This window comes from Streptomyces sp. NPDC040410, assembly GCF_055595715.1.
Map to the genome: position 1 here is coordinate 147,459 of NZ_JBVIVK010000010.1, position 15,373 is coordinate 162,831.

At 71.2% G+C, this 15,373-nt stretch carries 11 protein-coding genes and 1 pseudogene; 11 read left to right on the forward strand and 1 reads right to left on the reverse strand.

Translation table 11 applies throughout. The features are described 5' to 3' along the window. Window positions 1–125: 125 nt before the first annotated feature. A pseudogene (locus ACZ562_RS21050) lies at window positions 126–377 on the forward strand (transposase family protein); the annotation flags it as partial. Window positions 378–438: 61 nt separating this feature from the next. Here the strand turns inward: ACZ562_RS21050 and ACZ562_RS21055 are convergent. Then, the gene (locus ACZ562_RS21055; RefSeq protein ID WP_471181207.1) at window positions 439–2,181 is read right to left on the reverse strand and encodes a dolichyl-phosphate-mannose--protein mannosyltransferase; all 1,743 of its coding nucleotides are present in this window, start codon (window positions 2,179–2,181) and stop codon (window positions 439–441) included. Between the two features lie 120 nt (window positions 2,182–2,301). On the opposite strand from ACZ562_RS21055, the gene rsmI reads away from it, so the two are divergent. The 10 genes from rsmI to ACZ562_RS21105 all read left to right on the forward strand — a co-directional run bounded on the left by rsmI (window position 2,302) and on the right by ACZ562_RS21105 (window position 15,068). Beyond that, the gene (gene rsmI, locus ACZ562_RS21060) at window positions 2,302–3,162 is read left to right on the forward strand and encodes a 16S rRNA (cytidine(1402)-2'-O)-methyltransferase (RefSeq protein WP_471181210.1); all 861 of its coding nucleotides are present in this window, start codon (window positions 2,302–2,304) and stop codon (window positions 3,160–3,162) included. Between the two features lie 233 nt (window positions 3,163–3,395). Further along, complete coding sequence (locus ACZ562_RS21065; RefSeq protein WP_471181213.1) at window positions 3,396–3,770, forward strand: hypothetical protein; 375 nt, start codon at window positions 3,396–3,398, stop codon at window positions 3,768–3,770. A 46-nt stretch (window positions 3,771–3,816) separates the two neighbouring features. After that, complete coding sequence (locus ACZ562_RS21070; protein WP_471181215.1) at window positions 3,817–4,719, forward strand: TatD family hydrolase; 903 nt, start codon at window positions 3,817–3,819, stop codon at window positions 4,717–4,719. Window positions 4,720–4,823: 104 nt separating this feature from the next. Further along, window positions 4,824–6,149 (forward strand): ubiquitin-like domain-containing protein, encoded by a 1,326-nt coding sequence (locus ACZ562_RS21075; protein ID WP_471181218.1) that lies wholly within the window; start codon window positions 4,824–4,826, stop codon window positions 6,147–6,149. A 33-nt stretch (window positions 6,150–6,182) separates the two neighbouring features. Next, window positions 6,183–7,202 carry a 16S rRNA (adenine(1518)-N(6)/adenine(1519)-N(6))-dimethyltransferase RsmA gene (gene rsmA / locus ACZ562_RS21080; protein WP_471181220.1) on the forward strand — a complete coding sequence of 340 codons (1,020 nt, stop codon included), beginning with the start codon at window positions 6,183–6,185 and terminating at the stop codon, window positions 7,200–7,202. Further along, window positions 7,199–8,098 carry a 4-(cytidine 5'-diphospho)-2-C-methyl-D-erythritol kinase gene (locus ACZ562_RS21085; protein ID WP_471181224.1) on the forward strand — a complete coding sequence of 300 codons (900 nt, stop codon included), beginning with the start codon at window positions 7,199–7,201 and terminating at the stop codon, window positions 8,096–8,098. Before rsmA ends, ACZ562_RS21085 begins: the two co-directional genes overlap by 4 nt. A 294-nt stretch (window positions 8,099–8,392) precedes the next feature. Then, window positions 8,393–10,195, forward strand: coding sequence for an ABC-F family ATP-binding cassette domain-containing protein (locus ACZ562_RS21090; RefSeq protein WP_471181226.1), 1,803 nt, complete (start codon window positions 8,393–8,395; stop codon window positions 10,193–10,195). A gap of 204 nt (window positions 10,196–10,399) precedes the next feature. Beyond that, window positions 10,400–12,160, forward strand: coding sequence for an outer membrane protein assembly factor BamB family protein (locus ACZ562_RS21095; protein WP_471181229.1), 1,761 nt, complete (start codon window positions 10,400–10,402; stop codon window positions 12,158–12,160). 56 nt (window positions 12,161–12,216) lie between these two features. Then, window positions 12,217–14,100: an outer membrane protein assembly factor BamB family protein gene (locus tag ACZ562_RS21100; RefSeq protein ID WP_471181231.1), complete on the forward strand. Its 1,884-nt coding sequence runs from the start codon at window positions 12,217–12,219 to the stop codon at window positions 14,098–14,100. A 272-nt stretch (window positions 14,101–14,372) separates the two neighbouring features. Continuing rightward, window positions 14,373–15,068 carry a helix-turn-helix transcriptional regulator gene (locus ACZ562_RS21105; protein ID WP_471181233.1) on the forward strand — a complete coding sequence of 232 codons (696 nt, stop codon included), beginning with the start codon at window positions 14,373–14,375 and terminating at the stop codon, window positions 15,066–15,068. Window positions 15,069–15,373 lie beyond the last annotated feature (305 nt).

Here is a 15,373-nt window from a genome sequence, read left to right on the forward strand (position 1 = left end):
TCTCCGACCGACAAGACAAATCGACAAGGATCATCCCTTTTGGCGTCGCAGCTGCGAGGACGCTGAATCGCACACACCAGGCCAAGGCAAAGTGTGCGAAGAGGGCGCTCCGGCCAGCTGATCCACCCAAGGCAGAGGCCACCCCACAGGACTGTGCGCATGAGCGTGCATGCGTCAACCGGGCCCTGGCCGCAGCACGGGCCCCGGTCGAACGAGGTGTCGCCCGCCTGAAGTCCTGGCGGATCTTCCGCATATCCCGGTGCAGTCCAAACCGCATGACGTCAATCGCCAAGGCCGCTGCGCGGTCTGTAAATCTGCCGACGCGTAGAGCTGGGCCGTCTCCGGGCCGTCCGAGGGGGACCAGCGACGCCCACTAACGACCAACAACGACCATGAGGGCACGGCATACGGCCGTGCTCTCATGATGCGTCTCCCCAGCTAGACCCACGTGTCCAACCACATCCGCGACCGCCACGAGTCGATCGGGATCGCCGTCCCCGTGTACAGCGGCCAGAAGTAGATGAAGTTCCAGGCGATCAGCAGGACCAGTACGCCCGCGCCCGTCGCGCCCGCGACCCGGCGGGCGTCGCTGGAGCCCGGTGGGCCGACGATCGCGCCCAGCAGCATCGCGACGGCCAGGCACAGGAACGGGAGGAAGACGACGGCGTAGAAGAGGAAGATCGTGCGCTCCTGGTACATGAACCAGGGGAGGTAGCCGGCCGCGATCGCGCCGGCGATGGCACCCGCGCGCCAGTCGCGGCGGAACAGCCAGCGCCACAGGACGTACAGGATCGCGAAGCAGGCCACCCACCACAGCAGCGGAGTGCCGATCGCCAGGACCTCGCGGGCGCACTTCCCGCCCGCGTCGGCGGGGCAGCCGTCCTTGCCGGGCGAGGGTGACTCGTAGAAGTAGGAGACGGGGCGGCCGAGGACGATCCAGCTCCACGGGTTGGACTGGTAGGTGTGCGGCGAGGAGAGGCCGACGTGGAACTCGTACACCTCGTGCTCGTAGTGCCAAAGGCTGCGCCACCAGTCGGGGAAGAGCCAGGTCCAGCTGCCGCCCTTGCCGTCGGTCGCGGCCCAGTTGCGGTAGTAGCCGCCGGTGCCGTCCGCGGGCGAGAGGATCCAGCCGGTCCACGAGGCGATGTACGTGACGATCGCCACCGGCACCGTGGCCAGGAAGGCGAAGCCCAGGTCGTGCCTGAGGACCGCGAGGTAGGGGCGGCCGGCGCCCGCGACCTTGCGGGAGCCGACGTCCCACAGCACCGTCATCACACAGAACGCCACGAGGATGTAGAGGCCGTTCCACTTGGTCCCGATGGCCAGGCCCAGCAACAGCCCGGCCAGCCAGCGCCACGGGCGCAGGCCCAGCCGGGTCGTCTCCGCCACGTGCGCGTCGGGGCGGACCCGGCCGTCGGCGTCGGCGGGCAGCGCGGCGGCGAGTCTCCTGCGCGCCATGTCCCGGTCGAGCAGCAGGCAGTCGAAGGCGCCCAGCACGAAGAACATCAGCACGCCGTCGAGCAGCGAGGTACGGCTCATCACGAAGGCCAGGCCGTCGACTGCCAGCAACGCGCCCGCCAGGCAGCCCAGGAAGGTGGAGCGGAACAGCCGTTGCCCGATGCGGCACACCAGCATCACGGACAGCGTGCCCAGGAAGGCGGTCATGAAGCGCCAGCCGAGCGGGTCGAAGCCGAAGAGCAGCTCGCCGAGGCCGATGACGTACTTGCCGACCGGCGGATGGACCACGTACGCCGCGTCCGACGGGATCGTGACGTGACCGCCCGTCGACAGGATGAGGTCGTTGGCGTTCTTGTCCCAGTTGACCTCGAAACCGCGGTGGACCAGCGCCCAGGCGTCCTTGGCGTAGTACGTCTCGTCGAATATCACCGCCTTCGGGCTGCCCAGGTTCCAGAACCGCATCGCGCCCGCCATCAGCGTGACCAGCAGCGGACCCAGCCAGCTCGACCAGCGGGTGATGCGCGTGGCCAGGGCCGTCGGCACACCCAGGACCTGCCACACCCGCGGGCTGGGCTGTACATACGGCGGCACCAGGCGGTCGCGTACGTCGCCGCTGCGCGCGGGCACGTATCCAAAACGGCGCAGCCGCTGCTGCCACGACGGCCGCTGGTCGTGCGGCGCCTGGCCCTGCCGGGGGTCCGTGGAGGACGCGGTACTGGTCACCGCGCCATCGTAGGGAACCCTTCTGTGTGAGTCCCGTGCATGGGCGTACGCGTGCCGCTGCGTCTGGTCCGTACGGCTCCGGGTGCGTCGGCATCCCGCGGCCCCTGGGAGGATGGGGGCGTGACCGGAACCCTCGTACTCGCAGGCACTCCCATCGGTGACGTCTCCGACGCCCCGCCCCGGCTGGCCGAGGAGCTGGCCGGCGCCGACGTGGTCGCCGCCGAGGACACCCGGCGGCTGCGGCGGCTGACGCAGGCGCTCGGCGTCACGCCCAAGGGGCGCGTCGTGTCGTACTTCGAGGGCAACGAGTCCGCCCGTACGCCCGAGCTGGTCGAGGAACTCGTGAACGGCGCGCGGGTGCTGCTCGTGACGGACGCGGGCATGCCGTCCGTCTCCGACCCCGGCTACCGGCTGGTGGCGGCCGCCGTGGAGAAGGACGTCCGGGTCACCGCCGTCCCCGGCCCGTCCGCCGTGCTCACCGCGCTCGCGCTGTCCGGGCTGCCCGTCGACCGCTTCTGCTTCGAGGGGTTCCTGCCGCGCAAGGCGGGCGAGCGGCTGTCCCGGCTGCGCGAGGTCGCGGCCGAGCGCCGGACCCTTGTCTACTTCGAGGCGCCCCACCGGCTCGACGACACCCTTGCCGCCATGGCGGAGGTGTTCGGCACGGACCGGCGGGCCGCCGTCTGCCGGGAACTGACCAAGACGTACGAGGAGGTCAGGCGCGGCGGCCTGGGCGAGCTGGCCGCGTGGGCCGCGGAGGGCGTACGCGGTGAGATCACCGTCGTCGTGGAGGGCGCCCCCGAGAAGGGCGCCGGGGAGCTCGACGCCGACGAGCTGGTGCGCCGGGTGCGGGTGCGCGAGGAGGCGGGGGAGCGGCGCAAGGAGGCCATCGCCGCGGTGGCCGCCGAGGCCGGCCTGCCCAAGCGGGAGGTGTTCGACGCGGTGGTCGCCGCGAAGAACGCCGCTGGACGGACCGGGGTGTGAAGGGGCGCATGCATCCTCTGAGCAGGGCGCATCTCCGCTGAGCACGCGCCCCACGGGTCGGCAAAGGGCTGTCGCCGAAAGCAAAGCCCGGACCCGCTGAGCGAGCCGTTTTGGCAAGCAGAGTCCAAATCGGCTCCAACACTCGACAGGCCTGGTGCATTCGCGTCGGCGGAAGCGTCCACTGGGTGGAGGGGGCACACCGTCCCCGAGTCCAGCGGACCAGAGGAGCTGGCATGAGCGAGATCGCAGGGCGGACCGGGATCCGCGATGCGGCGACCGCAGTCGTGCACGAGTCGTATTCCTTCGCCTGCATGCGCTGCGGGCACGGCTGGGAGCAGTCGTACGAGATAGAGCACCACACGGACGCCGAGGGCCACGAGTTCGTCATATATGTGGCGAACGGCCAGGTCGTCCCGTCCCCGCTGAGCCGGCCCGCCTGCCACAACTGCGACGGCCACGTCGTGCGGATCATGCGTGCGGGCCAGGTGTCGTCGGTGCTCCACGCGGTTCGCCCGCCGGTGGAGCCGGCCGCGTCGGCGGAGCCGAAGGAACCCCACCACTGGCATCTGTCCGATCTCCTGCACGCCTTCCAGCGCAAGGCGGGCTGACCGCTCCGGAATCCGCGGGGGCATGCCCCTTTCGTAGGATCGGGGCATGCCTTCGAACGCCTCCGGCACTTCCGACGCCTCCGACAAGAAGAACGCGGCACCACCGCTCCCGGAACCCCTCCGGGTGCCGGTCGCCGACTCCCACACCCACCTGGACATGCAGTCCGGCACGGTGGAGGAGGGGCTCGCGAAAGCCGCGTCGGTGGGCGTGACGACGGTCGTCCAGGTGGGCTGCGACGTGCGCGGCTCCCAGTGGGCCGCCGAGACGGCGGCGCGGTACGACGCCGTCCACGCGGCCGTCGCGCTGCACCCCAACGAGGCCCCGCGCATCGTCCACGGCGACCCCGACGGCTGGTCCCGGCAGGGCGCGCGCGAGCCCGGTGGGGACGCCGGCCTCGACGCGGCGCTCGCCGAGATCGACCGGCTGGCCGCACTGCCCCACGTCAAGGGCGTGGGCGAGACGGGACTGGATTACTTCCGCACCGGGCCCGAGGGCAAGGCGGCACAAGAGAAGTCCTTCCGCGCCCACATCGAGATCGCCAAGCGGCACGGCAAGGCCCTCGTCATCCACGACCGCGACGCCCACGCCGACGTGCTGCGCGTCCTCAAGGAGGAGGGCGCCCCCGAGCGGACGGTGTTCCACTGCTACTCCGGGGACGCCGAGATGGCGGAGATCTGCGCCCGCGCCGGATACTTCATGTCCTTCGCCGGCAACGTCACCTTCAAGAACGCCCAGAACCTGCGCGACGCCCTCGCCGTCGCCCCGCTGGAACTGGTCCTCGTGGAGACCGACGCGCCCTTCCTGACCCCGGTGCCGTACCGCGGACGGCCCAACGCCCCGTATCTCGTCCCCGTCACGGTGCGCGCCATGGCCGCCGTGCGCGGCATCGACGAGGACACGCTGGCGACGGCACTCGCGGCCAGCACGGCCCGCGCCTTCGGCTACTGAGCGCCTCGAACCGCCGCAGTCGCGTCGCCTTGGAGAGTGACACTCGCTCCGCTAGGTTCTGGGGGCCCGATCCGGACCCCGCCGGCCCTCTGGAGCGTGTGGGCGTGAGCAACTCGCAGTTCGAGACGACGCACGAGACTTTCGAGACGACGCACGAGACGTTCGAGACGTTCGGGACGTCCAAGGCGCAGGGCTTCAGGGAGCTCGTCGCGCTCAGGCCGTCCGACCTGTGGGAGTACGAGGACACGTACCGGCCCGCGTACGAGATGCCCGGTCCGCCCCCGGGGGCGGGCGGGCGGTCCTCGCGCCGGCGTCGCGCGCGCTACGCCGAGCGCGCGGACGGCGCGATGCGCCGCCTGCTGCCGCAGGCGCTGGTGGTCGCCTTCCTAGCGGGCGGCACCACCGCGTTCGTCGCCGAGGACAAGGCGGTCGAGCTGACGGTCGACGGAAAGCCGCGCACCCTGCACACCTTCGCGGACGACGTGAGCGAACTCCTGGCGGAGGAGGGAGTCGAGGTGGGGGCGCACGACGTCGTGGCGCCCGCCCCGGGTGGGGAGCTTGTCAGCGGCGACGAGGTCGCGGTGCACCATGGGCGTCCCCTCCGGCTCATGCTCGACGGTGAGCAGCGCGAGGTGTGGACGACCGCGAGCACGGTCGAAGGGGCGCTCAGACAACTGGGGGTGCGCGCGGAGGGCGCCTACGTGTCCGCTTCACGCTCCCGGAGCATCGGGCGCGCGGGGCTCGCGCTCGACGTGCGTACCGAGCGCACGGTGACGATCATGGCGGACGGCCGGGCGCGCCTGGTCCGTACGAACGCGGCGACCGTGCGCGAGGCGGTCGAGGAGGCCGGGATCACCCTGCGCGGCCAGGACACCACGTCGGCGGCGCCCACGAGCTTCCCGCGCGACGGACAGACCGTCACGGTGCTGCGGATCACCAGCACCCGGGAGGTCCGCGAGGAGGCGATCCCCTTCCGGGTGCGGCGGACCGACGACTCCTCCCTGTTCCGGGGCACCGAGGTCGTCGAACGTGGCGGGCAGCCGGGACTGCGCCGGATCACGTACGCGCAGCGCACCGTCAACGGGGTCGGGCGGAAGCCGAGCCGGATCGGGTCCGAGGTGGTGCGCCCGCCGCGCACGCAGGTCGTCAAGGTGGGCACCCGTCCCGTGCCGGCGTCGGTGGAGGGCGCGGACCACCTGAACTGGGAGGCCCTCGCGGAATGCGAGTCCGGCGGCCGCCCGGACGCGGTGGACCCTTCGGGGACGTACGGGGGCCTCTACCAGTTCGACGCCGGCACCTGGCAGAGCCTCGGCGGCAGCGGACGGCCGGAGGACGCGCCGGCGGCGGAGCAGACGATGCGGGCGAAGAAGCTGTACCTGCGGCGGGGAGCGAGTCCCTGGCCGCACTGCGGGGAGCGGCTGCGCGGGTGAGGAGGGCCGACCGCGGCCCCGTACCCTTGTGCCGTGAGCAGCAGCCCCGCCCCCGACGCCCTCCTGGGCCCCGCCGACATCCGTGAGCTGGCGGCCGCCCTCGGCGTACGCCCCACCAAGCAGCGCGGCCAGAACTTCGTGATCGACGCGAACACGGTCCGCCGTATCGTCCGCACCGCGGAGGTCCGGTCCGACGACGTGGTCGTCGAGGTCGGCCCGGGCCTCGGCTCCCTCACCCTGGCGCTGCTGGAGGTGGCCGAACGGGTCACCGCGGTCGAGATCGACGACGTACTCGCCGGCGCGCTCCCCGCGACTGTCGAGGCGCGGATGCCCGGGCGCGCCGACCGGTTCGCTCTCGTGCACTCCGACGCGATGCGCGTCACCGAACTGCCGGGCCCCGACCCGACCGCGCTGGTCGCCAACCTGCCGTACAACGTGGCGGTGCCGGTGCTGCTGCACATGCTCGACACCTTCCCGAGCATCGAGCGCACCCTCGTGATGGTCCAGTCGGAGGTCGCCGACCGCCTCGCCGCGGCGCCCGGCTCGAAGGTGTACGGCGTCCCGTCCGTGAAGGCCAACTGGTACGCCGAGGTCAAGCGGTCCGGCGCCATCGGGCGCAACGTCTTCTGGCCCGCGCCCAACGTCGACAGCGGGCTCGTGTCCCTGGTCCGCCGGACCGAGCCGGTCAAGACGGCCGCGACCAAGGCCGAGGTCTTCGCGGTGATCGACGCGGCGTTCGCGCAGCGTCGCAAGACCCTGCGGGCGGCGCTCGCCGGGTGGGCCGGATCGGCCGCGGCGGCGGAGACGGCCCTCGTCGCGGCCGGAGTCTCGCCCCGGGCACGCGGGGAGTCCCTGACGGTCGAGGAGTTCGCGCGCATCGCCGAGAACGCCCGTAACGCCCGTAATACGCGGAATGCCGGGAGCGATCGGGACGCCCGGACCAGGCGGAACGATCGGGAAGCCCGGAACGCCGAGAACGCCGAGAACGCCGAGAACGCCGAGAACGCCGAGAACGCCGAGAACGCCGAGAACAAGGAGCCCGGTCGCCCGTGAGCGTCACCGTACGCGTCCCCGCCAAGGTCAACGTCCAGCTCGCGGTGGGTGCCGCACGCCCCGACGGCTTCCACGACCTGGCCAACGTCTTCCTCGCGGTCGGCCTCTACGACGAGGTCACCGTGACCCCGGCCGACGAACTGCGCGTCACCTGCGAGGGGCCGGACGCGGCGCAGGTCCCCCTCGACCGCACCAACCTGGCGGCCCGTGCCGCCGAAGCGCTCGCCGGGCGGTACGGCCGTTCCCCCGGCGTCCACATCCACATCGCCAAGGACATCCCGGTCGCCGGCGGCATGGCGGGCGGCAGCGCGGACGGCGCCGGCGCGCTTGCGGCGTGCGACGCGCTCTGGGGCACGGGTGCCTCCCGCGACGAACTCCTCGACATCTGTGCCGAGTTGGGCAGTGACGTGCCGTTCAGTCTGGTGGGCGGCGCGGCCCTCGGTACCGGCCGGGGCGAGAAGCTCAGGACTCTGGAGGTCGGCGGCACCTTCCACTGGGTGTTCGCGATGGCCGGGCGCGGCCTGTCGACGCCCGCCGTCTTCCGCGAGTTCGACCGGCTCGGCGAGGGTCTGGACATCCCGGAGCCCGTCGCCTGCCAGGAGCTGCTCGACGCCCTGGCCAAGGGCGACCCGGACGCGCTCGGGGCGGCCGTCTCCAACGACCTGCAGCCCGCGGCGCTTTCCCTCTTCCCTGAACTCGCCGGCACCCTTGCCGCGGGCCGCTCCGCCGGCGCCCTCGCCGCACTCGTCTCGGGTTCGGGCCCGACCACGGCCTTCCTCGCCCGCGACCACGAGTCGGCCTCGAAGGTGGCCAAGGCGCTGCGGTCGTCCGGCACGTGCCGGGCGGTGCGTACCGCGGCGGGGCCCGCACCGGGCGCGACGGTGCTGGGCGGTTGACGGGACGTGGACGCACGGGGTTGGCGTCTCCCATCGCCTTCGCTCGGTCACCACACGGAACACCGCGAACGCGGTACGTGCGTGAACGCCCCTGACCAAGGACGTGACGACGGCCGGCGGCCACCGCGACTGGCTGCTGACCGAGTGCCCCGGCCGGACGATGTACGACCTGCTCGACGGGGTCCGCGCGGCCGCCCGCCGACCTGCGCCGCTCCCCCTGACCTGCGGGGGACCGGTGACCGATCGGCGCACATTAGGCTGGGAGGCTGACCGATCCCCCCTGGCAGGAGAGAAATGGCCGTCAACCTGGTCAATGTCGAGAACGTCAGCAAGGTGTACGGCACTCGTGCCCTCCTCGACGGCGTCTCCCTCGGCGTCTCCGAAGGGGACCGCATCGGTGTCGTGGGCCGCAACGGCGACGGCAAGACGACCCTGATCCGGATGCTCGCCAAGCTGGAGGAGGCCGACACCGGGCGGGTCACCCACTCCGGGGGTCTGCGCCTCGGCGTGCTGACCCAGCACGACTCGCTCGATCCGGCGGCCACCGTCCGGCACGAGGTCATCCGGGACCTGGCCGACCACGAGTGGGCCGGCAACGCCAAGATCCGCGACGTGCTCACCGGTCTCTTCGGCGGGCTCGACCTGCCAGGGTTCCCCCAGGGTCTCGACACCGTCATCGGGCCGTTGTCCGGCGGCGAGCGGCGCCGTATCGCGCTGGCCAAGCTGCTCATCGACGAACAGGACCTGATCGTCCTCGACGAGCCCACCAACCACCTCGATGTCGAGGGCATCTCCTGGCTGGCGCGGCACCTGCGCGAGCGGCGGTCCGCGCTCGTGTGCGTGACGCACGACCGCTGGTTCCTCGACCAGGTCTGCACCCGCATGTGGGACGTTCAGCGCGGCGACGTCTTCGAGTACGAGGGCGGCTACTCCGACTATGTCTTCGCCCGCGCCGAACGGGAGCGCATCGCCGCCACCGAGGAGACCAAGCGGCAGAACCTCGTCCGCAAGGAGCTCGCCTGGCTGCGCCGCGGCGCCCCCGCCCGTACCTCCAAGCCCCGCTTCCGCGTCGAGGCCGCCAACGAGCTCATCAAGGACGTACCGCCGCCCCGGGACTCCAGCGAGCTGATGAAGTTCGCCTCCTCCCGGCTCGGCAAGACCGTCTTCGACCTGGAGGACGTCACCGTCCAGGCCGGCCCCAAGGTGCTGCTCAAGCACGTGACCTGGCATCTCGGGCCCGGCGACCGGATCGGCCTCGTCGGTGTCAACGGCGCCGGCAAGACCTCGCTGCTGCGCGCCATGGCCGACGCGGCACGCACCGACGGCGTGGCACAGCCGGCGGGCGGGCGGGTCGTCGTCGGCAAGACCGTCAAGCTCGCCTACCTCTCCCAGGAGGTCGGCGAACTGGACCCGAACCTGCGCGTCCTGGAGGCCGTGCAGCGGGTGCGGGAGCGCGTCGACCTCGGCAAGGGGCGCGAGATGACGGCCGGTCAGCTGTGCGAGACGTTCGGGTTCAACAAGGAGAAGCAGTGGACTCCGGTGGGGGACCTGTCCGGCGGTGAGCGGCGCCGGCTCCAGCTGCTGCGTCTCCTCATGGACGAGCCCAACGTCCTCTTCCTCGACGAGCCCACCAACGACCTCGACATCGAGACGCTTACGCAGCTTGAGGACGTCCTCGACGGCTGGCCCGGGTCGATGATCGTCATCTCCCACGACCGGTTCTTCGTCGAGCGGACCACCGACCGGGTCTTCGCCCTGCTCGGCGACGCCAGCCTGCGGATGCTGCCGCGGGGCATCGACGAGTACATCGAGCGGCGCCACCGTATGGAGGAGGCGGCTGCCGCCGCGGCTCCGGTGGTCCAGAAGGCCGTCTCCGAGAAGAGCGCCGCCGACCAGCGCGCCGCCAAGAAGGAACTCCAGAAGATCGAGCGGCAGTTGGACAAGGTCTCCGAGCGGGAGACCAAGCTGCACGACCGGATCGCCGAGCACGCGACCGACTTCGCGAAGGTCGCCGAACTCGACGCCGAACTAAGGGACTTGGCTGGTCAGCGGGAGGAACTGGAGCTGCGCTGGCTGGAACTGGCCGAAGACGCGTAGTCCCGGTGAAGGGTGCGTGAAGGAGCATAACGGGGGCATCACGGGCCGGTCCTCCCTTGGGAACAGGGGCGGATGCGGCCCGGTGTGCTGTCGGTGCCGGGTGATAGAAAGAGCCGTCCGAGAGCCGTCCGAGAACAACGGGTGTGGCGGAAACGCAGTGTCGCAGAGCGCGGCGCCCACATCGGTCACAAGGGGGAACCGCTGATGAGCCAGCCGCCAAGTCAGCCGCCGCACGGCGGTTTCGGCGCGCCGCAGGACCCGAGACAGGGCACGCCCCCTCCGCCGGCCCAGCCGCCTCAGGCCCCACCGCCCCCGCAGACCCAGCCGTCCGGCGCTCCGCAGCCCGGATACGGCTATCCCCAGCAGCCGTCCGGACCGTACGCCCAGCCCGGCCCGTACGGCGCACCCGCCGCCCCCGGCCCGTACGGCCAGCCGCAGCAGCCCGGCCCCTACGGGCAGCAGCCCGGCTACGGCTACCCGCCGCAGCCGCAGTTCCCGGGCGCGCCCGGCACCCCGCCCCCCGGCTCCGGCTCCCGCAACCCCTTCAAGGGCAAGCCGGCGGTCGTCATCGGGGCCGCGGTGGCGGCACTGCTCGTCATCGGCGGAACCGTTTTTGCCGTCACCGCCGGCGGCGACGACGACAAGAAGACCAAGAAGCCGGTCGCCGGGAAGAGCGACGACGCGAAGCCCTCCACCGACCCGGCCGATCCCGGTGACGGCAGCGGCGACGGCGGCTCCGACCCGGAGGACCTCAACGAGGGCCGGCAGGCCGGCGAGGCGAAGGTGCTCTGGTACAAGGAGGCGCCCGACGCGCCCGGGTCCGGCGCCGACGCCCCCGGTATGTGGATCACCGACAAGACCGCGGTGAAGGCCGCGTACAAGCAGCTGTTCGCGTACAACGTCGGTGACGGCAACCCGACGTGGGACCCGATCACCTTCGCGCAGAAGATCTGCGCGGTCACCCCGCAGCAGACGTCCGACGACAAGATCGTCGTGGCGTACATGAGCGGCACGAGTGACCGCGCCAAGTGCAACCAGCTTCAGCAGATCGACCTGAACACCGGCACGAAGGGCTGGAGTGCCGAGGTCGCCGACGGCGCGCTGTTCGACAGTGCGATCAGCATCGAACTGACGGTCGCCGGCAAGACGCTGATGGTGGGCCGCTCGCAGTCCGGGACGGCGTACGACATCACCACCGGCAAGAAGCTCTTCGAGAAGAAGAAGTACGGCGACGCCTGCTTCCCGACCGCGTTCGCGGGCGGCACCCGGCTGATCTCGGTCGCGTCCTGCGACGCCACCGGGACGAACGAGCACGACGAGATGCAGGAGCTCGACCCCACGACCGGCAAGGTCAAGTGGACCCAGAAGTTCGACAAGGGCTGGACCGTCGCCCGGACCTACTCGCTGGACCCGCTCGTCGTCTACAGCACCAACAAGGACAAGAACGCCTGGAACATCGCCACGTTCACCGCCACCGGCAAGTTCCGCTCGCAGGTCGGCTTCGACGAGGACTTCGCCCCCGAGTGCGGCTGGGCGATCCTGGAGCGCGACCTGCAGGGCTGCCAGGGTGTGGCGGCCGACGCGAACACCCTCTACCTGCCCACCGAGGCGACCAGCGGCGCGAACGAGATCGTCGCGGTCGACCTCGACACCGGCAAGGAGAAGTGGCGTGTCACGTCCCCGGCGGACGAGTCGATGCTGCCGATGAAGACCGAGGGCGGCACGCTCATCGCGTATGTGCAGCCGTCGTACGACGCGGGCGGGCAGGTCGTGTCGATCCCGACCACCGGCACCAGCCACACCCCGGCGAAGCTGCTGCAGAACCCGGCGGGCACCGCGGACATCGAGAACGGCTTCTTCTCGAAGGACTTCGACTGGGTCGACGGGCGCTTCTACCTCTCGACCACCCGGCTGACCGGTAATGACGAATCGAAGGAGAAGTTGATGCTCGCCTTCGGCAAGTGACCCTTCGTTCGTTCCCCCCTCGTCCCCGCAGCCCCCGCCTTTGAGGTATTCACGTCATGACCCAGCCGCCGCCTCCGCCGTCCCACCAGCCCCCGCAGCAGGGCGGCTTCGGTCCGCCGCAGGACCAGCCCCCGCAGCAGCAGGGCGGTTTCGGCGCGCCCCAGGCCCCGCAGACGCCCGCACCGCCCGCACCGCCCGCACCGCCGGGTCAGCAGCAGCCGCCGCAGCCTCCGCAGCCACAGCCCGGCTACGGCTACCCGCAGGCACCCCAGCCCCCGCAGCCACAGCCCGGCTACGGCTACCCGCAGGCACCCCAGCCCCCGCAGCCGCAGCCCGGGTACGGCTATCCGCAGCAGGCGCCCGGCCAGGGCTACCCCGGCCAGCAGCCACAGCCCGGCTACGGCTACCCGCAGCCGACCATGCCGCTGCACCCGCAGGCGGGCCAGGCGGCAGGCGGCGGGCGGAAGTTCAACGCGCAGCTGACGATCATCGTGGCGGCGGTCGCGGTGATCGCGCTGATCATCGCCGGCGGTGTCTGGTACGCGTCCTCGTCCGGTGACGACGGCAAGCCCGGAAAGGACGACACCGCGAGCTCCAGTGGCGGCACCGGCGGCACGGACGGCAAGAACGACACCGGCAAGGACGGCGGCAACGCAGGCACCGCCTCCACCAAGCCTGTCGAGAAGGTGCCCGCCAACACCGCCTCCAAGGTCCTCTTCCAGGTCCCGGCACCCGAGGTCGGCAAGAACTCCACCGTCTCGGTGGTCGGCTCCTGGCTCACCGACGAGGTGTACGCCAAGAGCGGCATCGCCGAGATCGTCGGCTACGACCCCGACAAGGGCACCAAGCTGTGGACGATCAAGCTCCCCGGCCCGGTCTGCCAGGGCAGCAACCACATGACCGACGACAACAGGACGGCCATCACCTACCAGCCCGCCATGCCGACCAAGGCCGAGCCCTCGCACGGGTGCAGCCAGGTCGCGGCGATCGACCTCGACGCGGGCAAGAAGCTGTGGACCAAGACCGTCAACTCCGGTGACCAGCCGATCAGCTTGGACAACGTGACGGTCAGCGCGAACACGGTCGCCGTGGGCAGCACCAGCGGCGGCGGCGCCTTCGACATCGACACCGGCAAGGCACTGTGGGCCCCGAAGCCGTCCGACTCCTGCTACGACGCCGGGTACGGCGGCGGCCCGAAGCTGGTCGCGGTACGCAAGTGCGGGGCGTACGACGACCGCGAGTTGCACATCCAGACCATCGACCCCACGTCCGGGAAGGTGATCTCCGACTACAAGATGGCGACCGGCATCAAGTACGCCAGCGTGGTGTCCACCGACCCGCTGGTCGTGGCCGCCGACGTCGGCGAGGCCGCGAAGGACGGCAGCGGCATCTCGGACTTCTTCTCCATCGACAACAAGACCGGAAAGCTGCGCATGCGCATCGCGGCGCCCAGCGACATGTACGCGGCCACCTGCGACGGCATCACCAAGATCGAGGAGTGCCACGGGATCGCGGTCGGCAACGACCGGCTCTACCTGCCGACCGAGGAGCACGACGGCGGCGGCGACTACAGCCAGACCAACGAGATCGTCGCCTTCGACCTGGCCACCGGCAAGCCGACCGGCCAGCGCGCCGACGCGGGCGACGACTACACGATCTCCCCGCTGCGCATGGACGGGACCGACATCATCGCCTACAAGCGCCCGCCCTATGACAAGGGCGGCCAGATCGTGAGCATCGACGGCGGCTCGTTCAAGGTGACCGAGCTCCTTGAGAACCCGTCGACCGAATCGGTGCGTGACGTGGAGACCCGGATGACCCCGGACTACTCCGAGATCCTGTACTCCCAGGGGCACCTGTACATGTCCGACGTGTTCGCCAGTTCGCTGACCAGCACGAACGACAAGGAGTACCTGGCGATCGCGTTCGGCGCGAGCTGACCGCGCCAGGCCCAGCAGCACGGCCCCGCCCCTGCTCAGGGGCGGGGCCGTGCGCGTACCGCGCATCACCCTCGTAATGCGGGGAAACCCAGAATTTCCGTCGATCCGGGGCACTTCTCACCAGTAGGGGGAGCGCAACGTCGAACAAGCGTGTAGCTTCCGGGGGCATGAAGTGCGGGGGAGCCGGGAGGGGGCTTCTGTCCGTGGGAACCAGTGGGCACCCATAGTGGGGCATCCATGGGGATCCATTGGGGGGACTGGGGGGTTGCTCGATGGGAGCGCGGCTCATGGTGGTCGACGACCACCGACTGCTCGCCGAGGCGCTGGCCTCGGCGCTGAAGCTGCGGGGGCACCGGGTGCTCGCCGCGGCGGCGCCCGCCGCGGGCGCGGCGGAACTGGTGATCAGCAGGGCACCGGAGGTGTGCCTGCTGGGGACGGGGACCCCGGCCGAGCCGGGAATGTTCGACCCGGTGGTGAAGATCAAGCGGGAACGGCCGCAGGTCGCGGTCCTGGTCCTGGGGCCCGTACCGAGCCCGCGGGGCATAGCCGCGGCCTTCGCGGCGGGGGCCTCCGGCTATGTGCGCCACGACGAGCGCATCGAGGGAGTCGAGCGGGCGATCATGAAGGCGAGGGCCGGTGAGGCGGCCGTGGCGCCCGGGCTTCTGCAGGGCGCCTTCAGTGAACTGCTCAATCCGGCGGCCCAGCCCGACGACGAGGGACAGCGCCTGCTCCAGATGCTCACCCCGAGGGAGGTCGAGGTCCTGGTCCGGGTCGCCGACGGCGAGGACACACGCCTGATAGCCGCCGGCATGAACATCGCCCCGTCCACGGCCCGCACCCATGTCCAGCGGGTCCTGATGAAACTGGGTGTGGGCTCCCGCCTGGAAGCAGCGGCCCTGGCAGCACGAACGGGCTTGCTGGACAGGGCTGGCCCGGTACCCCACTCACCCCCGGAGCTGGAAGTCTAGGCGCCCGGCGCCCGGCGGTCGTGGACTCGCTCTCCAGCTCGGAGACTTCCCGCTGGACGTCCTTCCCGGAATAACCGGAATACCCGGAATATCCGGGGTGCTCGGAGTGCTCGGACACGGTGTCCCAATCCTCCCGCGGTCAGAGCGAGAACGGGATGTAGCCGGCGGCGGCCAGAATCACCCCAGCCCAGCAGCGCCTGCTTGCGGTACCACGCGTCGTCCCCGGCCGCAGCGGTTCGACGACGATCGCGAGGGCGTACGGGTCACGCCGGCGACCAGGATCGCGGCGGAGCCCGGCTGCGAGA